Raw genomic sequence first — 19,639 nt, 5'->3', positions numbered from 1 at the left:
TATAGAACTCTATGCAAATAGGGATTTATATATAAAAATTAAATAAGGAGAGGTTGTGCGTATGGTAATAAGAAAAAGAATGCGTATAGCAGCTGCAGTACTTGTTATGTGTACTATGGCAGGATGTTCATTGTTTCCGGATGGAACAAGAGTAGTTGAAAAAGATGCGGGTGAAAGCATGCAGCAGATTGATTATAACAGCGATCATATAAAGTCAACTGTCAGTGATGTGCTTGAGATTGATGCTGATGTGTACAGAACAGATAAAGAGTTCAAAAGTTATACGATTGATTATTCAGGTGTAGATTCAGAAACAGCAGATAAACATGCGGATGTGTTTGCACAGGATGGTAAAGAATTATCAGATCGTAAAGAAGTATTGGATAAAACGACAGGAAATGTAAGAAATATCATGTATAAGTACAGTGACGGAAGCTCTTATACAGAGACTTTTAGTATGAAAATGTACACATCAAAGGATGCAAGTGACAGAAAGTATAATTTGTATGTGCGGTTAGAAAAAGATAAAAAAGACTATCTGCCATTGGATGAACTTGAAGATTTTTCAAAAGAAGAAGCAGAAAAAAGAGCAAGACAGTATTGTGATAAGCTTGGAATAACCGGTGTAGGTGATGTGATAGAATATTTTGCCATGGATGCTTCGCATATGACAGAGATAATGAACAGGGAAGAGAATGTCCAAGATTTAAAGTATTCCGGTTCGTTAAAGAGTGATAATAAAGAAGAGATAACATGGAATAAAGAAGATGAAGTGTATGATTTTTTGTTTTATAAAAATATTGAGGGAATACCTGTTGCCTGGGCGGGAGCCAAAAGCAATAATGTGAATTATTCCAATCCATGTTATGTAAGAGTGGTAGTGGGAAGAGATGATATTAAGTTAATAGCTGATAATTATACATATAATATTACATGTGGCGGCAGTCCGGAAAATAATCAATTATGTACACTGGAGGATGCTATTACTGCTTTTAATACAGATAATCAATATGCAGGCGGTATAATGAAAATGAAAATAACTGAAATACGGCAGGTATATTGTCCACTGGCGAAAGTTATGGATGATTATTACAGAGGAACAGAGGCGGTTACATATCCGGTATGGCAGATTACATATGAAGTCGAAAGTGCTACGGTAAAAGATGGAACGGCTTACAGAGGTGTTACAAAAAGTATATATATAATGAATACAACTTATAATATCATCAGGAAAATGAGTTCTCAAAGTTAAGTGAGTCACATGCGGTTTATGTGTTAAGTATAATTTATGAGGATAATACGTCAAAGTGTAGGAGGGACTTTATGAGGATAAAATTATGGGGTATGTGCCGCCATGAACTTATGAGAGTTATGTGTTCATGGCGTTTTTATATATCGCTGCTTATATATATAAGTATCGTATTCATAGCAGGGCATATGGATGTTGTAAAAAATTCTGCGGCTGAATCGATGCTTATAGTTGTTACCGGTGTTTCTAATTTTGATGTTGTATTATTTCTGACAGCTTCATTTCCGTTTGCATGCAGCTTTTGCGACGACTGGAATGACAGATATATCAATTCTGTTATTATAAGAAGTAATGTAATAAGTTATGCTGCCGCAAAGATGGTTGTGTGTGCACTGACATCATTTGCGGTGAGTTTTGTAGGGCTTAATGTCAGTACAGGAATATGGGCAATCCGGTACGGATGTGATATTCAGAGAACATATGGGATGGAGATTAGTAAAGGAAGGCAGTTCTATGACATTGCAGCGTCTTCGTTTCCGTATATGGTTATAATTGTTAAGACGGTGTGCTTTTCACTTGCAACGTCGGCATATGCCTCAATCGCATTTGCAATATCGTCAATAATTCCCAATTCTTTTGTAGCTGTAACACTTCCGCTTATGGTTGTGATTATTATCAGAAATTTTTTTGGATTTCTTCCGGGTGCTTTGAAACTTCCGGCTATTCAGGGAGCAAGCGGAGCATATGGAACGAGTACATCTGTTATGCTTATTATGTCATTAATGGTTGTAATTGGATATATTGTTCTTGCCGGTTGTGTGTTTTATAGATTTGTAAAGAGGAGGGTCGGTAATGAAATCATTTAGAATATGTATGCAGAATATAAGGAAATGGGGTTCTAACAGCCGTATAAAGATGTGTCTTATCATGTCGTTTCTTTTTGTTTATTCGTATATTTCCGGAATGTGGAAAATTATACCTCTTGTTGGTGAGAAGATGAATCCATGGATATTTCCGTTTCTTTTCTGCTGGAGATTTATGAAGATTGTATTTATGGCACCTATTGTATTTATTTTTTGTGATGCTCCGTTTATAGACAGCAACCAGTCATATGTTATGTTAAGGACGAGCAGAAAAAAGTGGTGTTTCGGACAGGTATTATACATATATGCAGGCTCTGTTATATACGCATTTGTGCTGTTTTTTTCTACGATAATTATTAATATCGGTCATATAAAGTGGGGAACCTCATGGGGAAAAGTGCTTGGTTCGGCAGGCACGTCTACAGTGCTTAGCACATTGGGAATTAATTATACGACAGTAAAGGTACCGACGATTGTAATAAGATATTATACACCTGCACAGGCTATGTTTTTTTCATTTCTGCTTATGGTATTAAGTTTTATTTTTATCGGACTTCTTATATATACAGTAAATGTTATTACAAAAACTAATGTTGCGGGGACAATAATTGCCGGATTTTTTGTGATATTAACTGCTGTTGTAGATGGAAATCAAAGGCTTATATGGTTTTCTCCTATAAGCTGGAATTCACTTAATAATATTGATGTTGCAGGCATGACGGCAAATCCTTCGATAGGTTATGTACTTGGAATGTATGTGCTGCTGATAGCTGTACTTACATTTTTGGCTGTATTTTTTGGAAGAAAACAGGAAATTATTGTTAGAAATGAGCATTGATGTGCGGAAAGAGAGGTATATATGAGTGATATTATAGAAATTTCACATGTGACAAAGAAATATGGTGCGGCAACAGTATTGAATGATGTAAATATTTCTTTTGAAAAGGGAAAGATACACGGGCTTATAGGTCGTAATGGTTCAGGAAAAACTATGCTTATGAAATGTATATGCGGTTTTGTACCTGTGACGCAGGGCAGTGTTACAGTAAACGGCAAAAAAATCGGAAAAGATATAGATGTTCCGGAAAATCTTGGGGCAATCATTGAAACACCGGGATTTCTTAATAATTACAGCGGTTATAATAATCTTAAATTCCTTGCCGGGATTAATAAAAAAATAGGCAGGGAACAGATTCGTGAGGCTATTTTGTTTGTAGGACTTGACCCTGACAGTAAGAAGCATGTTGGGCGTTATTCGCTTGGAATGAGGCAGAGACTGGGACTTGCACAGGCGATTATGGAAAATCCCGATATACTTCTTCTTGATGAGCCTATGAACGGACTTGATAAACATGGTGTTAAAGAGATGAGAGAGCTTTTTAAGAGTCTTGCACAGCAGGGAAAGACGATTATTATGGCAAATCACAGTGCGGAAGATATTGAAGTTTTGTGTGATACGGTATGTGAAATGGATCTAGGGGTGCTTACAAGGGTGAAGTAGTTGTAATTTTTTTCAAAATGTGTTAAGATATTAGACAATGAAGAAACTTATAAAAAGGAGAATTACAATGGAAGTAAGACCAGGAGCTAATCCGGCAGACGTAAAGAATTACGATACTGACAGATTGAGACATGATTTCCTCGTTCAGGATCTTTTTGTTGCTGACGAGATTAAGACTGTATACAGCCAGATTGACAGAATTATTGTAGGTGCTGCTACACCTGCAGCAAAGACACTTACACTTGAGGCAGGTGCAGAACTCAGAGCTGCATATTTCCTTGAGAGACGTGAGATGGGTATTATCAATATCGGCGGTAACGGTACAGTTACTGTTGACGGCAAGGATTATAAGTTTAAGTACAAAGACGGTATGTACATAGGAATGGGTGCTAAGGAGATTAAGTTCGCAAGTGATGATGCAGCTAATCCGGCTAAGTTCTATTTTAACAGTGCCCCTGCACATAAGACATATCCTACAGTATTTATCGACCCAGCCAAGGATATTCTTCCTGAAAATAAGAAAGAACTCGGATGCCTTGAGAGTGCTAACCACAGAACAATCAACAAGTATATTCTTCCGGGACAGGTTGAGTCATGTCAGCTTGAGATGGGTATGACTTGTCTTGAGCCTGGCAGTGTATGGAATACAATGCCATGTCATACACATGACAGAAGAATGGAAGTATATCTTTACTTTGAGGTACCTGAAGATGCCGTTGTTTTCCATTACATGGGAGAACCTACAGAGACAAGACATATTGTTATGAGAAATGAAGAGGCTGTTATTTCACCTAGCTGGTCAATTCATTCAGCGTCTGCTACACATGCTTACACATTTATCTGGGGCATGGTTGGCGAGAATCAGGATTTCGATGACATGGATGATGTTGATATGAAGGATTTAAGATAATTACTATCTGATAATAATTAATCAACAATCCGGTTTAAACTGGTTCTGAAAAGTCAGATTATATTTTTGGAATGACACCGTATGGTTTCATTTATAGAATTTATTTAAGAAAAGGAGAATGAAAATGTCAGTAAATTTTTCACTTGAAGGTAAGACTGCATTAGTTACAGGTGCTTCTTATGGTATCGGTTTCGCTATTGCTTCAGGCATGGCTAAGGCTGGTGCTACAATCGTATTCAACGATATTAAGCAGGAGTTAGTTGATAAGGGTATTGCTGCATATAAGGAAGCAGGAATTGAAGCTCATGGTTATGTTTGTGACGTAACAAATGAGGATGCTGTTAATGAAATGGTTGCAAAGATTGCAAAGGAAGTTGCTCCTATTGATATTCTTGTAAACAACGCAGGTATCATTAAGAGAATCCCTATGTGTGATATGACAGCTGCTGAATTCAGACAGGTTATCGATGTAGACTTAAATGCACCTTTCATCGTATCTAAGGCTGTTATTCCATCAATGATTGAAAGAGGTCATGGTAAGATTATCAACATCTGTTCTATGATGTCAGAGTTAGGTCGTGAGACAGTTTCTGCTTATGCAGCAGCTAAGGGTGGTCTCAAGATGCTCACAAGAAATATCTGTTCTGAATATGGTCAGTATAATATCCAGTGTAACGGTATCGGACCTGGTTATATCGAGACACCTCAGACAGCTCCATTAAGAGAGCGTCAGCCAGATGGTTCAAGACATCCATTTGACCAGTTTATCTGTGCTAAGACACCTGCTAACAGATGGTTAAAGCCAGAAGAATTAGCTGGTCCAGCTGTATTCCTTGCTTCAGAAGCATCAGATGCAGTTAACGGACATATTCTTTACGTTGATGGTGGTATCCTTGCTTACATCGGCAAGCAGCCACAGTAAGAATAATACAGATAAGTAAATAAAAACATAATATATATTGTTTTATTCCCGGGCAGTTTAAGCTGTCCGGGATTTTTAGACTTTTTGTCAGGATCAGGAGGGCAATATTTTTTAGCATAACTGTCGGTAGACAAATTTTTAACTATCTGATATAATTTATTTTGAAAATTAAAATATTGTGCAGGAATATAATTGTATGCACAGAAATGTGAGGGTTATATGAAGTTAGAAGTAAAAGATATCACCAAATCATTTGGCGATAAACAGGTGCTTCATGGAATTTCTTTTGAAGTTCAAAGCGGAAGAGCACTTGGACTTCTGGGAAGAAATGGTGCCGGTAAGACTACAACTATAAGAATTCTTATGGATGTATTCCGTGCCAATTCAGGAGAAGTTCTTCTTGATGGAGAAAAGTTTAACCAGAGAAAGCATCTTATAGGTTATCTTCCGGAAGAGAGAGGTCTTTATCCTAAGAAGAAAGTAATTGAACAGATGGTTTATCTTGGAAGAATCAGAGGAATATCAAAATCCGAGGCTGTTGCCAATTCAAAAAAATGGCTGAAAAGGCTTGGCGTTCTTGAATATGAAAATGCAAAGCTTGAGACTCTTTCAAAAGGTAACCAGCAGAAAGTGCAGCTTGCATCAACATTGGTATGTGATCCTGATATAGTTATTCTTGATGAGCCGTTCAGTGGTCTTGACCCTGTTAATTCAAGAATTTTACAGGATGTTGTCATGGAACTTATAGGGCAGAATAAGATAGTTATTTTTTCAAGCCACCAGATGAGTTATGTTGAGGAATTCTGTAAGGATATAGTTATTATCAATAAGGGAGATGTTGTGTTATCCGGTGACCTTGACAATATTAAAAGAGAGTTTGGAAAGAATCAGCTTGTTGTATCAGCTGTTGATAAGACATTGGATGACCTTGAAAATATTATTAATGAACATATGTCAGATATTCTTGAGATTACAGGAAGAACAAAGGAAGAATTGATTATTAAAAATGTTGCAGATGTGTCAAGAAAGCAGATTCTTTCAAAGTTTATCAGTGAAAATATAGAGATTGAACGATTTGAGACTTATAAGCCGTCTCTTAATGATATTTTTGTTTCAAAAGTTGGTGATGCAGATGAGAAGGAGGCGGCAGAATAATGAAAAAATTCGGAGTTATTTTTCAGTATGAACTGATGAATTACATAAAAAATAAGAGTTATGTAATTACTACTGTTATTATTGCACTTGTTGCCGGTATTATTATGTTTGTGCCAAATTTCATTGACATAGGTTCTGTTACGGGGGAGAACAAAAATAATGTATCCGATGAAAATTCAGGTGCAGATTCTGACAGCACAATACTTGTATATGATAAGAGTGGTATGGTTACTGATATAAGCTTTATACAGAACTTTTATCCTGATGATGCAATAAAAAAGGCTTCAGGAGAGAGTGAACTTGTTGATAAAGTCAAGGCTGATGAAGTATCAGCCGGCTTTGTAGTTAATTCGCTTACAGATTATGATTACTATGTATATAATCAGAGTATGACAGATGATAATCAGGGTGTTTTCACACAGGTGATGACAGTGTTGAATCAGATAGTATATTGCCAGAAAAACGGTATAGATTATGCTTCATTAACACAGGCATTTAATCCGCACATTGACTGCCACGAAAATATTCTTGGCAAAGACATGGGAAGCAATTACTGGTACTGTTATGGACTTGTGATGATTATTTTTATGATTATTATTATGTATGGCTCTATGGTTGCGACTTCGGTAACGCAGGAGAAGAGCAACAGAACAATGGAAGTGCTCGTTACAAGTGTTGATACTAATCTTTTATTCTTTGCGAAGGTACTTGCAGGTGCAGTAGCAGCACTTATTCAGTCAGCTGTTATGCTTGGAACTGTTCTTATTTCTTATAAGATTAATCAGGATAAATGGGGCGGCATGCTTAATATGATTCTCGATATTCCGACAAATGTGCTTGTTGTGTTTGCACTTTTTGGAATAGGCGGATTTTTATTCTACACATTTATATATGGTGCAATGGGTGCACTTGTATCAAAGACAGAAGATATAAATAAGAGTGCAGGCGGCGTGCAGATGGTAATTATGATTGTTTACTTTATTACACTTGCATCTTTGACGAATGTTGATGGAATTATGATAAAAGTTACATCATTTCTGCCTGTAAGTTCTTACAGTGCCATGTTTGCGAGAGTGGCAATGGGCTCTGTAAATACATGGGAAATCGTAGTATCATTTATTATACTTGTAGCAAGTATTGTTGTTGTAGGAATAATAGGTGCGAAGATATACAGAATGGGTACATTAAGATATGGTAATCCAATAAAACTTTCCAATGCATTTAAATCAATAAAAGAAAACTAAGATAAAAAGAACAGGCTGTGTATGATGGTATAAAAGTCATGCACAGCCTGTTGGAATATACGGATATTAAATTTTTAATTAAAGCTTTACGAGTGTTCCGCCTTTAACTTCAATACATTCTTCATCATTTTTCATAAGCCATGCAGAAGCAGCAGAAGGATTGTATACAAAACTGTTGTCAGCTGCAAACTGAAGGCGGTTGAATATGTCGTTATAATCGACAATTTCTATATTGGTTGCATACCAGATGTCGTCCTGACCTGATATCATTTCACAGAATTCTTCGATTATATTCCAGTTATCATTTCTGTCAAATTCAAAACTGTGTCCCCATACATACATCATGTAAAGATATTGCTTTTTCTTTAGGGACATGAATTTTTTACCGAATTCTTTGAGATGATGGTTGTGGTGGCATGTAGGGAGCCAACGCATGTAATCATCAGGCATTCCGAATCCGTTTTCATCACCCAGAAGGATAGGAGCTTCTGCAAACTTTGCATTTGTTTCAGCACTGCAGACTGTTGAGTATTTATCGGCAGCAATTCTGCCATATACGATACCGGCATTTCGTGCAATGTCTACACATCTGTCGTCGCATGAACCGTTAGGATAAGCGATTCCTCTTACGGGATAACCAAATACTTTTTCAATTTCCATTTTATCATCATATATTTCATGAAATATTTCAGGTGACGGGCATCTTGCGATAGTAGGGTGTGTTACTGTGTGTACGGCAACTTCATGACCGGCATATAAAGAAGTCCATTCTTCTTTCGGAATACGGTTTTTCATATCAGTAAGACCTGAATTCAGATTAAATGTTGCTTTTATTCCATATTTATTAAAAATCTTGACAAGACGTCTGTCCTGAACCTTTCCATCATCATAGCTCAAAGTAAGAACTTTATGCTTTCCTCCCGGAAAAGCTTTATATATTTTGTTCATTTATACAATCTGCCTTTCTGTATGCAATTGATAACTTTTATAAAAACTGAATAATATTATAGTATAATTGTCATGATTTGTCGATAAATATTAGACGTTTTAGCAATTGTTTCAAGTAAAATACATAATTTTTTTCCTTAATAGTATTTGCAGCTGTGATTGGCAGACTGTAAATTTTTTCATTATTAATATATGCACACACTTCGCCTACGGTTTCGCCTGAAATGACAGGAGCTGAAAGTGTCTGCATATGTATTGATACATTTACTTTATCATCGTGTGATAAAAGTGCAGTGAAACCATTATTGTTCTCGATTTTTAAATGAAGTACCGATGGATTACCATTTTCAATGATTACATCATCGGGCTGCATGTCTTTGGAGACGATTTCTGACGGATAGTACGTATTTCTTGCGTAATCCAGAAGTTTCCGTGTATCTTTCCATTTATATGTTTTATTATTGGGCCAGCCGCATGCCATGAGTGCAACAATAAATGTACGTCCGTCACACCTGTATGCACATACATAACAGTAGCCTGCATCTCCTGTAAAACCGGTTTTTCCTGAAATTACATTATCATACATGTCTAAAAAGGCATTGGAGTTAGAAACACTGTATGAATTATATGTTTTAAGATTGTTATCAGAAGTTTTTAATGATGATGTAAAAGTGTGGTTTTTGGATTGTGTTATATTAAGAAAATCCCGATTTTTAATGCAATATGCCATTATTGTCGCGAGGTCTCTGGCTGTTGTTGAATGTATTCCATTTTCATCTTCGCTGTCAAGGCCGTTCGGGGTTATAAAATATGTATCATGACAGCCAAGTTCTGCGGCTTTCCGGTTCATTGCCGATGCAAAAAGAAGGACAAGCATTCTGGACTGTTCGTCGGTGTTGGTTTCCGGACTCATACTGTCTTTGTCATCTCCATCGTATAGATAATGCAGAGCGATATTTTCGGCGATTATTACAGCTGTATCATTGTGTGATTTTAACATGAGTGAATACAGCAGGTCATTTATAGAAAAAATCTCACCTTTTACAGCATTAAGCTGTACATCAGGCATTGATGCGGCATATGCTGATGTTGTGCACAAAATATTTTCTTTTGCATATTCAAGTGCAACTATGCATGTCATTATCTTTGTAGTACTTGCCATTGGGGCTTTTTCATTTTCATTTTTGCCATATAAAACACGTCCGGTATCGCCATCCAGAAGTACGGCATATTTTGCAAAGATTGAATCAGGAGGTTCTTTGGCGTATGAGGCCGTTGTAAAAAGGTTAAAAAAATGTACAGTCATAATTGAAATTATAACTGTATATAATAAAAATTTTTTGAAAATATTGATTTTTTTCTTTGTCATATTAAAAAATCTGATATAATGATTATTATAATATTTATGCAGTAAATATAAATAAAATACAAAATTTTTATATAATGCGGAAAGGAGTTTTATATGAGTTATATAGAATTTAATAATGTAAAAAAGATATATAAAATGGGTGATGTTAAGATAAAGGCACTTGCAGGGGCATCTTTTACTATAGAAAAAGGTGAATTTGCAGTTATTGCAGGACCGAGTGGTGCGGGAAAAAGCACAATTCTTAATCTGCTTGGTGGAATGGATACAGCTACGACGGGTGAGATTATAGTTGACGGACAGCATGTTAATGAAATGGATGCAAAGCAGCTTACAGCATATAGAAGATATGATATAGGATTTGTTTTCCAGTTCTATAATCTTGTGCAGAATCTTACTGCAAGGGAAAATGTAGAACTTGCGGCACAGATTTGCAAAGATCCGCTTGACATTGATAAGACACTTGACGCAGTCGGTCTTTCAGACAGAAAGAAAAATTTCCCGGCCCAGCTTTCGGGTGGTGAGCAGCAGAGGGTTGCAATAGCAAGAGCACTGGCAAAAAATCCAAAGATTCTTCTCTGCGATGAGCCTACAGGTGCACTTGATTACCAGACAGGCAAAGCTGTGCTGAAGCTTTTACAGGATACTTGTATTAAACATGGTGTTACGGTTGTTGTCATTACACATAATCTTGCCCTCACACCTATGGGAAATAAGGTTATCCGCGTTAAAAACGGAGTTATATCAGACGTTACAGTCAATGAAAATCCGGTGCCGATAGATGAAATAGAATGGTAATATTTACATATTTTGGAGGATTTATACATGGGTAAGACAGTTATAAAGGATACTTTCAGGGAGATAAAAGGCTCTTTTGGAAGATTTTTTGCCATATTTGCCATAGTGGCTATTGGCGTGTCATTTTTTGCAGGCATAACGGCATCGTCATCTGATATGAGATATTCGTCAGACAGCTATTATGATGAATATAATCTTTTTGATTTAAGACTTCTTTCGGATGCCGGTTTTACGGATGATGATATTAAGGCAATTCGTGAAACTGATGGCGTAAAAGGCGTCTTTGCAGCACATGAGGCTGATGTGCTTACTACAATCGGCAATGCACAGGTAACAGTGAGAGTGATGGGTGTTCCTGAAAAAAATCGTGCAGATGACAATGAAGATTATATTAACAGGCTGCGTCTTAAAGAGGGCAGGCTCCCTGAGAGTGACGGAGAATGTGTGGTTCGGTATTCTGATTTTTATGACGGAAAAGTTGATATTGGTGATACAATTACTCTTCGCTCCGGAGATGAAAAGGATATATCTGATACGCTGAAATTCAATGAATATAAGGTTGTGGGACTTGTATACACGCCGTATTATGCAAGTTATGATATCGGACAGAGTTCGACAGGAAGCGGAAAAGTAAATATATGTATTATGGTAAATGACGACTGTTTTGCAGGAGATTATTATACAGAAACATTTGTGACAGTAGATGGTGCAAAGCAGCTTAATACGTATAAAGATAAATATTTCAGCTGCGTCGATGATGTCAAGGTAAGGCTTGGAAATACAGGTACAAAGCAGATTGAAGCAAGAAGAAGTGATATAAAAAATAATATAGAAAATGAAAGACAGGCCGCATTAAATAAAGTATACGATTCTGTGCGTGAGTCTGTGAGGGAACAGATTTATTCGCAGTACCGTGCATATTATCCGGGGATAGACATAACATCCATGGCAGAGCCGCTTGTTGAACCGGCTGTAAATCAGGCTATTGCCAATCTTGATTTATCTGAAATCAATGATAAGTTTGACAAGGCAGAAAATGAAGCTCTTGGCAGTGAATGGAAATGGTATGTGCTTGACAGAAATTCACATTATTCATTCAGGGATTATAAGTCTAGTGCAGACAGAATGGATGCGATAGCGGTAGTATTTCCGGCATTTTTTATTCTTGTTGCGGCACTTGTGTGCCTTACAACTATGACAAGAATGGTTGATGAACAGAGAGGCCTTATAGGTACTTATAAAGCACTTGGATATGGCAAAGCTGCAATAGCCATGAAGTTTGTGCTGTATTCGTTTATGGCATCGCTTTCAGGAGGAATAATCGGATGTATATTCGGTCTGAAAGTATTTCCTCTGATTATATATAACAGCTGGAATATTATTTATTATATGCCAAAAATAAAATATGCTAATCATATTATTCTTTCGATTATTGCAATTGCATCTATGGCAGCAGTTATTGTGGCTGCTACGCTTGCAGCATGTATGAGTGAACTTTCGGAGGTTCCGTCAACGCTTATGAGACCGAAATCACCGAAAAAAGGCAAGAAGATTTTGCTTGAGCATATTGGAATTATATGGAAACATCTGTCATTTTCAGGAAAAGTGACTGCAAGAAATATATTCCGGTATAAAAAGAGATTCTTTATGACAGTTGTCGGAATTGCAGGCGGGTGTGCACTCATGCTTGCCGGATTTGCGATAAAGGACAGTGTTTCTGCACTTATACAGAAGCAGTTTGTACAGATTATAAAGTATGATGCGACAATAAGTTACAGTGATGAATCGGTGCTTGATACAGTTAAAGCTGATGACAGAATCGATGATTATGATACTATACATACATATCTTTCGGATGTCGGAAATGCAGAAGTGATTGAGGATGAAGACAAGCAGCAAAAAGAAGATATAACAATAGATGTTGTGGAAAATGCGGATGAATTTGAAAAATTTATTCTGTTAAGGAAGCGTAATACAAATGTTACGTACAAGCTGGATAATGATGGTGTATGTATTACAGAACAGCTTGCAGGAACGCTTGGTGTAAGGGCAGGTGATACTATATATCTTTCATCCGATTCAGGAGTAAGAAAGCCGGCTGTTGTATCACATGTGGTTGAAATGTATACAAACAGTTATATATTTATGACAGCCGGTTATTATGAAAAAGTTTTTGGAGAAGAATATTTACCGAATGCAATTCTTGTAACCCTGACGCAGAAAAATGATGATCTGCAGAATGAAGTCGGAAGTGATTATCTTTCAATGGATAATGTAAAAGGAATAACATTCTGTTCTTCTAATATAGAAAAGTTTAATAATATGATTTCATCAATTAATCTTGTTACATATGTATTGATATTATCGGCAGCAGCTCTTACGTTTGTAGTTTTGTATAATCTTATTAATGTGAATGTTTCTGAGCGTATACGCGAAATTGCAACGATTAAGGTACTTGGATTTTTTGACAAAGAAGTTGCATCGTATGTTTATCGTGAAAATATTGTTATATCAATAATAGGTTCGCTTGCAGGACTTATACTTGGAAGAGGACTTCATCTGTATATAATGAAAACAATTGAGATGGATAATGTAATGTTCGGCGATGCAGTGCGTCCTGTATCATATGTATATTCATTTGTGCTTACGATGATTTTTGCATTGTTTGTCAATCTTGTTATGTATAACAGACTAAGGAAAGTACCTATGGTTGAATCATTAAAATCAGTTGAATAACGTGATTATTTTAAATACATATTTGGGACCTGCCTTTCATATATTATGAAAAACAGATAAACAGGAGAAAGGAGCAGTGTCTGATTTAAAAGAAATCACATGTCTTTTGCCGGAACGGTTAAAGCGGATTGTAGAGACGGAAGTTATGGTGCCGGGGAAAAACGGATTTTGTAAGCTTTCGGAAATACGAATAAGGATTAACCGTCCGGCAATTCTTATGTACAATAATAATAAAGAGAAAGTTATTGAAAATATAAAGATAACATCTGATGATATTGCATACATTATACAGATGGTGACAAGGTATTCAATGTATGCATATCAGGACAGTATACGTCAGGGATATGTGACTGTAAAAGGCGGCCACCGCATAGGTGTGGCAGGGCAGGCGATAACCCGGGACGGACATATATGCGGACAGAAATATATATCATATATAAATATACGTGTTGCACATGAAGTGGTTGGGTGTGCAGACGAAATAATTGATTTTATATGCAGCGGCGGATTTAAAAATACACTTGTCGTATCACCGCCGGGCTGTGGTAAAACAACGATTCTGCGTGATATTATAAGACATATTTCATATGGCATTGGATGTGTTCCGCTAAAAGTTGCCATTGTTGATGAACGTTCTGAAATAGCCTCGAGCCATGTCGGAATTCCGCAGAATGATATAGGAATACGCACAGATGTTCTTGATATGGGGCTTAAAAGCGAGGGGATGATTATGCTTGTAAGGTCAATGTCACCTCAGGTTGTTGCCGTTGATGAAATAGGAAGCATGGAAGATGTAATGGCAATAAAGCAGATTATAAACTGCGGATGTCATATCCTTGCATCAATACACGGTTATGGAATTGCAGACTGTATGAACAGACGTGAGCTTGCAGGGATGTTTGGAGCTAATGGATTTGAAAGAATAGTTGTACTTTCGGACAAGAATGGTGCAGGAACGATAGAAGAAATGAGGGCTGTAAAAAATGGGGGATTATAATGGATATCATAAAAATTACAGGGGCAGCAGTTGTTCTTATGTCGAGTTTTATGCTTGGAATGTACTTTGTTGTAGTAAATAAGACACGTATAAAAAATCTTGCAGATATAGATGAGACATGGAGAACAATATCGGCAGAAATCAGATTTCAGTCGGGAAGTCTCCCCGAGATATTTAAAAGATTTGCATTGCATGAGTATTCATTTGGCATAAAAGCACTTTATAAAGACGTATATGAGAATATGGTGGTTGACAGTGAAAAGGCAGCATTTGAAATTATATGGAGGGAGAGCGTCAGAAATAACGCATCAAAAAGTTGTTTTTTAAGGGAAGATGAAGAGTTTCTTATGCAGTTTGGAAATATGCCGGTGCATCTTGATATACAGACGCAGACGGACTTTGTCAATCATATGATAAGTATGCTTGATGACAGAATAAAAAAAGCACAGGATAAAACGGACAGCCAATGCCGGATATACAGATGTATGGGTATTGCAGCAGGAGTTTTTCTTGTGCTTGTTTTGATTTAAGGAGGGGTGCCGGTGGAGGTAAGTCTGATATTTAAAATTGCGGCAGTTGGAATTCTTGTATCGGTGTTAAGCCAGGTGTTAAAGCACAGCGGCAGGGAGGAGCATGCATTTCTTACAAGTCTTGCAGGACTTCTGCTGGTGCTTTACTGGCTGGTGCCGATAATTGTGAATCTGTTTGAAAATATGAAAAAACTGTTTGATTTTTAATGCTTTTAACAGACTGGAGTGTGCTTTATGAGTGTTTTAAAAATAGCTTCAACGGCTGTGTGTGCCGTGTTTTTTGCGATGATTTTAAAAAATGCGGGAAGCCAGCTATATGTGCTTGTGACGATGGCTGTATCTGTGCTTATTATTATTGCGGTTGCCGGGAAAATATCCGGAATTATTTCACAGATAACGAAGCTGTCATCATACCTTAGTAATGCGGGGCAGTATATGGCACTTATGATAAAAATAATAGGAATTACATATGTGGTGCAGTTTACATCAGATTTGTGCCGTGACAGCGGATACAGTGCATTGGCTGGACAGGTTGAGGTGTTTGGAAAAATAACAATAGCAGCAGTGAGTATTCCTGTTGTAAGCATGCTTCTTGAGACGGTGGAAAAATGCGTGGGATATTAAAAAAATTATTGTGTGGCGTGTTAGTATTTTTATATGCAGCATCATTTGTGATGTTGGCTTATACAAGTGTAAATGCTGAGTCTGTGACGGAAAAAAGCGGAAATTCTGTGGAAACAGATAATGATGGGGATACGGAAAATGCTGAATATGGATTATCTGTTGACGATTACGATTTTTCTGAAATTGATGAAATTATGAAAAAATACAGTTATGACAGGGAAAATACGGATTTTGAAAGTCTGGTGAAAAGCATAGCAGAAAGTGATTATTCACAGACAGGCATTATTAATGTGGTTATAAAGAATTTTCTGGCAGTTTTCAGGGAAAATACTGATACAGTTATAAAAATAATTATGCTTTCACTTCTGTCGGCAGGAATTAATTTTATTATTCCGTCATTTAATAAAAAACAGGTTTCAGATATATCGGAGATAATGCTTTATACAGGACTGGTAGTTATTGTTTCGGGATTTTTTTATTCATCATGTGTAGAGTGTGTGAATGCTATTGATGCCGGCCTTAAAATATATAAAGCGGTAATACCGGCTTTTCTTTCGGCTGTAACATTTATGACAGGGAGTGTGACAAGCGGTGTTTACTATGAAATGATGCTTCTTATGATAACAGTTGTTAACATTATATTTAAAAATGTGCTTCTGGGGCTTATTAAAGTGGATTTTATGCTTATTGTGGCAGATGCGTTTACAAAGAGCGAAAGATTTTCCAATATATGTAAATTTATTCCACCTGTTATTAAATGGACATGCAGAATTGTAATTACACTGTTTTCAGGAGCCGGATGGATTAAGGGGATGATAACTCCTGTTAAAGAGAGTGCAAAGAAAAAAGCGGTATATAAAGTGCTTAAAGTGCTGCCGGGAATAGGAGATTCAGCAGAAACGGTTTCTTTTACGATATTTTCGGCGGGAAGTGTGATAAAAAATGCAATAGGCATCGGAGGTGTTATATTGATAATATCGGCTGTAAGCCTGCCTGTGATAAAACTTTTAAGTTTTACTGTAATATTAAAGTTTACTGCTGCTGCAGTCCAGCCGGTTGCCGATAAAAAGTTCGCGAATATACTTGATGCTTCGGGAACGGTGACTGGTCTTATGACGCTTCTTGTTGTTATGTCGGCATGTCTTTTTATATTGTTTACTGCGATAGTGTGCACAGTTACAAATAATAGTTGAGGAATAAAATATGGATAAGCTTCTTGGCTGGGTAAAACAGATATTTGTCATAAGCATTTTGTCAGAACTTGTAATTCATATTCTGCCTGATGAAAAATATGAAGGAGTTGTAAGGCTTCTGTGCGGCTGTATGATAACTGCTGCCTGTATAATGCCTGTGCTTAATATTATAAATGCGGAATATGATGCGGATATTGATTTATTTGCAAAAACTTCACAGATAAGTGAACTTAGGTCACAAATAAGATTTTCAGGAAAAGACTCGTCAGATGTCATGATTGAAAAATATATAGAAACACAGCAGGAATTCGTCACGAAAAAGGTTATGGAAGAGGGATTTACGCCATCAGAGGTTGAAATAGTAATTGACACAGATGAAGACAGTGATACATATCTTGATGTCCAGAAAATAAATATTGCAATTGATAAAAAAGATAAAAAAATATTTTATGGTGAAAATAATAAAGAAATTGTGATATCGGAAAAAGTTATTAATCTTCGTAGCAGCATAGCACAATATTATGAATTAAATTCCGGGCTTGTTAATATTTATATTTTATAAGAATGTGGTGTCATAACGGATGTCTTTACCGGTGCCCGCATTAAGAGGCACGGAAAGGGGAATTTGTTTTATGGATAACGGATTAGTTGAAAAAATGTTGAATAAATCGGGAAAGGAAAAAATATTAATAGTATTACTCATAGGAGTATTGCTCCTTGTAATTGCAATTCCTGTAAAAAGTGACAAAACAGGCGGATATGTATCGGGCAGTGATACATACAAAACTTCTGACGAAGAAATATCGGATTATGATGTATATATGGAACAGCGTATAGAAAAGATTCTGTCACAGGTGGACGGAGTCGGCAAAGTTAATGTTATGGTTACGCTTGAAAATACGGATGATACAGCTATAGGCGGTGTTGTTATTGTGGCACAGGGAGGTGATAACGGTTCGGTTGTATCTAATATTACATCAGCACTTGAGGCGTTGCTTGGAATACCCGTCCATAAAATAAAAGTATTAAAAATGTCATAATTAGGGAGGCAGTTTTGAAAAAAATCAAAAAAAATCAGGTTATTATCACGGCACTTGCCATTATGATAGCTGTTGCAGGCTACATAAATTATACGGGGAATTTATCGGATATTATTTCAGTCAAAGATACTAAAGATGCAAGTTCAGACGGAGTTGTAATTGATGAGAATACGGGCGAAATTGTAAATAATGATGCAGAGCCGGATGACAATTCACTCATGGAGCCGGGTAGTGTCATGCTCACATCAGGAAGCAGCGTGTCGGACAGTATTATATCTGAAGCAAAGTTAAACAGGGAACAGCTTCGTGCAAAAAATAAAGAAATGCTTATGGAAATAGTAAATAATGAATCGCTTGATGAAGCAGCAAAGCAGGCCGCTGTAAATAAGCTTGCTGATATAAGTGATACATCGCAAAAGGAAATTGCAGCTGAACTTCTTCTTGAGGCAAAAGGATTTTCTAATGCGGTAGTGTCTGTGACTGATGGAAATGTGGATGTTGTAATTAACAGTACAAAGCTTGATGATACGTTAAGAGCACAGGTTGAAGATATTGTTAAAAGAAAAACAGGAGTAAGTGCAGATAAGATTACAATAAATATTTGCAATAATTAGGATTTTTTATTATAATGAACCTAATAACAATTTGACTTAGGAGGTTCACTATGACTAAAGAGTTTGAAGATAAAGGAAATAATTATTCTATTCGTGAGAATGTAAACATTGGCGAGGTTCGTGTTGCTGATGAAGTCGTTGCCATTATAGCAGGACTTGCAGCTACGGAAGTTGAGGGTGTTGAGTCTATGGCAGGCAATATTACGAATGAACTTGTTGCAAAACTCGGAATGAAGAATCTTTCAAAAGGTGTTAAGGTTACGGTTGAGGATAAGACAGTTACAGTTGATCTTGCACTAAATATAAGATTTGGATATGAGATTCCAAAAGTATCAAAGAAGGTACAGGAAAAAGTAAAATCAGCAATTGAAACTATGACAGGTCTTGATGTTGTAGCAGTTAATATCAAAATTGCAGGCGTGAACATTGAAGCAGAATAAGTTGTCTGAATAATTCAGGCAGGCTCATTAAACGCCAGACCGTATTTATAATATAAGCGGTCTGGCTTTAAAATTATACAAACAGGAAATGGAGAAAATTTTATGACAAGATCAGTTATGAGGGAACATATTTTTAAGATACTTTTTCGTGCAGAATTTTATGACACACAAGAGATGGCACAGCAGATTAATTATTATCTTGAAGAAGTTCCTAAGGTTACTGAAAAAGAAGTGAATGAGATTACAGGTAAAGTGCTTAATATTGTAGATAAGATACCTGAGATTGATGAGATGATTAACTCAGTATCAAAGAGCTGGCCAACAAGCCGTCTTGGCAAATCAGAGCTTACAATTATGCGTCTTGCCGTATATGAAATTAAGTTTGACGAAGATATTCCTACTAATGTAGCAATTAACGAAGCTGTTGAACTTGCAAAGAAATACGGTGCTGACAATGCACCTTCATTTATCAATGGTGTGCTTGCACAGCTGGCAGACTGATTAGCATA

Annotated in this window: 22 protein-coding genes; 20 read left to right on the top strand and 2 right to left on the bottom strand. The window is 36.6% G+C overall.

The window, feature by feature from the left end:
• The first annotated feature begins 61 nt into the window (after positions 1-61).
• The 8 genes from WMO38_RS05935 to WMO38_RS05900 all read left to right on the top strand — a co-directional run bounded on the left by WMO38_RS05935 (position 62) and on the right by WMO38_RS05900 (position 7,844).
• Positions 62-1,252 carry a hypothetical protein gene (locus WMO38_RS05935; RefSeq protein ID WP_349161880.1) on the top strand — a complete coding sequence of 397 codons (1,191 nt, stop codon included), beginning with the start codon at positions 62-64 and terminating at the stop codon, positions 1,250-1,252.
• A 71-nt stretch (positions 1,253-1,323) separates the two neighbouring features.
• Positions 1,324-2,115: a hypothetical protein gene (locus tag WMO38_RS05930; RefSeq protein WP_349161879.1), complete on the top strand. Its 792-nt coding sequence runs from the start codon at positions 1,324-1,326 to the stop codon at positions 2,113-2,115.
• Positions 2,102-2,950 carry a hypothetical protein gene (locus tag WMO38_RS05925; RefSeq protein WP_021866815.1) on the top strand — a complete coding sequence of 283 codons (849 nt, stop codon included), beginning with the start codon at positions 2,102-2,104 and terminating at the stop codon, positions 2,948-2,950. Before WMO38_RS05930 ends, WMO38_RS05925 begins: the two co-directional genes overlap by 14 nt.
• A 21-nt stretch (positions 2,951-2,971) precedes the next feature.
• Entirely contained in the window at positions 2,972-3,613 is a 642-nt protein-coding gene (locus WMO38_RS05920; protein ID WP_349161878.1) for an ABC transporter ATP-binding protein, read from the top strand.
• A 67-nt stretch (positions 3,614-3,680) separates the two neighbouring features.
• Positions 3,681-4,523 (top strand): 5-dehydro-4-deoxy-D-glucuronate isomerase, encoded by an 843-nt coding sequence (gene kduI / locus WMO38_RS05915; protein ID WP_021866813.1) that lies wholly within the window; start codon positions 3,681-3,683, stop codon positions 4,521-4,523.
• Positions 4,524-4,641: 118 nt separating this feature from the next.
• Positions 4,642-5,445 carry a gluconate 5-dehydrogenase gene (locus WMO38_RS05910; RefSeq protein ID WP_420323502.1) on the top strand — a complete coding sequence of 268 codons (804 nt, stop codon included), beginning with the start codon at positions 4,642-4,644 and terminating at the stop codon, positions 5,443-5,445.
• Between the two features lie 219 nt (positions 5,446-5,664).
• Complete coding sequence (locus WMO38_RS05905) at positions 5,665-6,600, top strand: ABC transporter ATP-binding protein (RefSeq protein WP_021866811.1); 936 nt, start codon at positions 5,665-5,667, stop codon at positions 6,598-6,600.
• Positions 6,600-7,844 carry an ABC transporter permease gene (locus WMO38_RS05900; RefSeq protein WP_349161877.1) on the top strand — a complete coding sequence of 415 codons (1,245 nt, stop codon included), beginning with the start codon at positions 6,600-6,602 and terminating at the stop codon, positions 7,842-7,844. The genes WMO38_RS05905 and WMO38_RS05900 overlap by 1 nt, the downstream gene beginning before the upstream one ends.
• A 78-nt stretch (positions 7,845-7,922) precedes the next feature.
• Here the strand turns inward: WMO38_RS05900 and WMO38_RS05895 are convergent, their stop codons facing one another.
• Both WMO38_RS05895 and WMO38_RS05890 read right to left on the bottom strand, forming a co-directional pair.
• Positions 7,923-8,792: a polysaccharide deacetylase family protein gene (locus tag WMO38_RS05895; RefSeq protein ID WP_349161876.1), complete on the bottom strand. Its 870-nt coding sequence runs from the start codon at positions 8,790-8,792 to the stop codon at positions 7,923-7,925.
• 70 nt (positions 8,793-8,862) lie between these two features.
• Positions 8,863-10,161 (bottom strand): D-alanyl-D-alanine carboxypeptidase family protein, encoded by a 1,299-nt coding sequence (locus WMO38_RS05890; protein ID WP_349161875.1) that lies wholly within the window; start codon positions 10,159-10,161, stop codon positions 8,863-8,865.
• Positions 10,162-10,254: 93 nt separating this feature from the next.
• Here WMO38_RS05890 and WMO38_RS05885 point away from each other — a divergent pair, with 93 nt between their 5' ends.
• From WMO38_RS05885 to nusB, 12 genes are all read left to right on the top strand, one after another.
• On the top strand, positions 10,255-10,956 hold the full coding sequence (locus tag WMO38_RS05885) for an ABC transporter ATP-binding protein (protein WP_021866807.1): 702 nt from the start codon (positions 10,255-10,257) through the stop codon (positions 10,954-10,956).
• Positions 10,957-10,983: 27 nt separating this feature from the next.
• Entirely contained in the window at positions 10,984-13,692 is a 2,709-nt protein-coding gene (locus WMO38_RS05880; RefSeq protein WP_349161874.1) for an FtsX-like permease family protein, read from the top strand.
• A 76-nt stretch (positions 13,693-13,768) separates the two neighbouring features.
• Complete coding sequence (spoIIIAA, locus tag WMO38_RS05875) at positions 13,769-14,689, top strand: stage III sporulation protein AA (protein ID WP_349161873.1); 921 nt, start codon at positions 13,769-13,771, stop codon at positions 14,687-14,689.
• On the top strand, positions 14,689-15,219 hold the full coding sequence (locus tag WMO38_RS05870) for a stage III sporulation protein AB (RefSeq protein ID WP_349161872.1): 531 nt from the start codon (positions 14,689-14,691) through the stop codon (positions 15,217-15,219). Before spoIIIAA ends, WMO38_RS05870 begins: the two co-directional genes overlap by 1 nt.
• Before the next feature lie 12 nt (positions 15,220-15,231).
• Complete coding sequence (gene spoIIIAC / locus WMO38_RS05865) at positions 15,232-15,426, top strand: stage III sporulation protein AC (RefSeq protein WP_021866802.1); 195 nt, start codon at positions 15,232-15,234, stop codon at positions 15,424-15,426.
• Between the two features lie 27 nt (positions 15,427-15,453).
• The gene (locus WMO38_RS05860) at positions 15,454-15,843 is read left to right on the top strand and encodes a stage III sporulation AC/AD family protein (RefSeq protein ID WP_021866801.1); all 390 of its coding nucleotides are present in this window, start codon (positions 15,454-15,456) and stop codon (positions 15,841-15,843) included.
• Positions 15,828-17,036 carry a stage III sporulation protein AE gene (locus WMO38_RS05855; protein ID WP_349161871.1) on the top strand — a complete coding sequence of 403 codons (1,209 nt, stop codon included), beginning with the start codon at positions 15,828-15,830 and terminating at the stop codon, positions 17,034-17,036. Before WMO38_RS05860 ends, WMO38_RS05855 begins: the two co-directional genes overlap by 16 nt.
• A 10-nt stretch (positions 17,037-17,046) precedes the next feature.
• Positions 17,047-17,598 carry a stage III sporulation protein AF gene (locus WMO38_RS05850; RefSeq protein ID WP_186836865.1) on the top strand — a complete coding sequence of 184 codons (552 nt, stop codon included), beginning with the start codon at positions 17,047-17,049 and terminating at the stop codon, positions 17,596-17,598.
• A gap of 70 nt (positions 17,599-17,668) precedes the next feature.
• Positions 17,669-18,076 carry a SpoIIIAG-related protein gene (locus WMO38_RS05845; RefSeq protein ID WP_243204295.1) on the top strand — a complete coding sequence of 136 codons (408 nt, stop codon included), beginning with the start codon at positions 17,669-17,671 and terminating at the stop codon, positions 18,074-18,076.
• A 14-nt stretch (positions 18,077-18,090) separates the two neighbouring features.
• Positions 18,091-18,690, top strand: a complete 600-nt coding sequence (locus WMO38_RS05840) for a SpoIIIAH-like family protein (RefSeq protein ID WP_021866797.1) — start codon at positions 18,091-18,093, stop codon at positions 18,688-18,690.
• 50 nt (positions 18,691-18,740) lie between these two features.
• Positions 18,741-19,130 carry an Asp23/Gls24 family envelope stress response protein gene (locus tag WMO38_RS05835; protein ID WP_021866796.1) on the top strand — a complete coding sequence of 130 codons (390 nt, stop codon included), beginning with the start codon at positions 18,741-18,743 and terminating at the stop codon, positions 19,128-19,130.
• A gap of 102 nt (positions 19,131-19,232) precedes the next feature.
• The gene (gene nusB, locus WMO38_RS05830; RefSeq protein ID WP_021866795.1) at positions 19,233-19,631 is read left to right on the top strand and encodes a transcription antitermination factor NusB; all 399 of its coding nucleotides are present in this window, start codon (positions 19,233-19,235) and stop codon (positions 19,629-19,631) included.
• Positions 19,632-19,639 lie beyond the last annotated feature (8 nt).

It is taken from the genome of Lachnospira hominis (ex Hitch et al. 2025), assembly GCF_040096395.1.
GTDB lineage: Bacteria > Bacillota > Clostridia > Lachnospirales > Lachnospiraceae > Lachnospira > Lachnospira hominis.
Note: the sequence above shows the minus strand (reverse complement) of the source record. Positions and strands in the feature narration are given on the sequence as shown.

Coding starts and splice junctions, on each gene's coding strand:
- WMO38_RS05935 (WP_349161880.1), top strand. CDS start 62: ATGGTAATAAGAAAAAGAATGCGTATAGCAGCTGCAGTACTTGTTATG.
- WMO38_RS05930 (WP_349161879.1), top strand. CDS start 1,324: ATGAGGATAAAATTATGGGGTATGTGCCGCCATGAACTTATGAGAGTT.
- WMO38_RS05925 (WP_021866815.1), top strand. CDS start 2,102: ATGAAATCATTTAGAATATGTATGCAGAATATAAGGAAATGGGGTTCT.
- WMO38_RS05920 (WP_349161878.1), top strand. CDS start 2,972: ATGAGTGATATTATAGAAATTTCACATGTGACAAAGAAATATGGTGCG.
- kduI (WP_021866813.1), top strand. CDS start 3,681: ATGGAAGTAAGACCAGGAGCTAATCCGGCAGACGTAAAGAATTACGAT.
- WMO38_RS05910 (WP_420323502.1), top strand. CDS start 4,642: ATGAAAATGTCAGTAAATTTTTCACTTGAAGGTAAGACTGCATTAGTT.
- WMO38_RS05905 (WP_021866811.1), top strand. CDS start 5,665: ATGAAGTTAGAAGTAAAAGATATCACCAAATCATTTGGCGATAAACAG.
- WMO38_RS05900 (WP_349161877.1), top strand. CDS start 6,600: ATGAAAAAATTCGGAGTTATTTTTCAGTATGAACTGATGAATTACATA.
- WMO38_RS05895 (WP_349161876.1), bottom strand. CDS start 8,792: ATGAACAAAATATATAAAGCTTTTCCGGGAGGAAAGCATAAAGTTCTT.
- WMO38_RS05890 (WP_349161875.1), bottom strand. CDS start 10,161: ATGACAAAGAAAAAAATCAATATTTTCAAAAAATTTTTATTATATACA.
- WMO38_RS05885 (WP_021866807.1), top strand. CDS start 10,255: ATGAGTTATATAGAATTTAATAATGTAAAAAAGATATATAAAATGGGT.
- WMO38_RS05880 (WP_349161874.1), top strand. CDS start 10,984: ATGGGTAAGACAGTTATAAAGGATACTTTCAGGGAGATAAAAGGCTCT.
- WMO38_RS05870 (WP_349161872.1), top strand. CDS start 14,689: ATGGATATCATAAAAATTACAGGGGCAGCAGTTGTTCTTATGTCGAGT.
- WMO38_RS05860 (WP_021866801.1), top strand. CDS start 15,454: ATGAGTGTTTTAAAAATAGCTTCAACGGCTGTGTGTGCCGTGTTTTTT.
- WMO38_RS05855 (WP_349161871.1), top strand. CDS start 15,828: ATGCGTGGGATATTAAAAAAATTATTGTGTGGCGTGTTAGTATTTTTA.
- WMO38_RS05850 (WP_186836865.1), top strand. CDS start 17,047: ATGGATAAGCTTCTTGGCTGGGTAAAACAGATATTTGTCATAAGCATT.
- WMO38_RS05845 (WP_243204295.1), top strand. CDS start 17,669: ATGGATAACGGATTAGTTGAAAAAATGTTGAATAAATCGGGAAAGGAA.
- WMO38_RS05835 (WP_021866796.1), top strand. CDS start 18,741: ATGACTAAAGAGTTTGAAGATAAAGGAAATAATTATTCTATTCGTGAG.
- nusB (WP_021866795.1), top strand. CDS start 19,233: ATGACAAGATCAGTTATGAGGGAACATATTTTTAAGATACTTTTTCGT.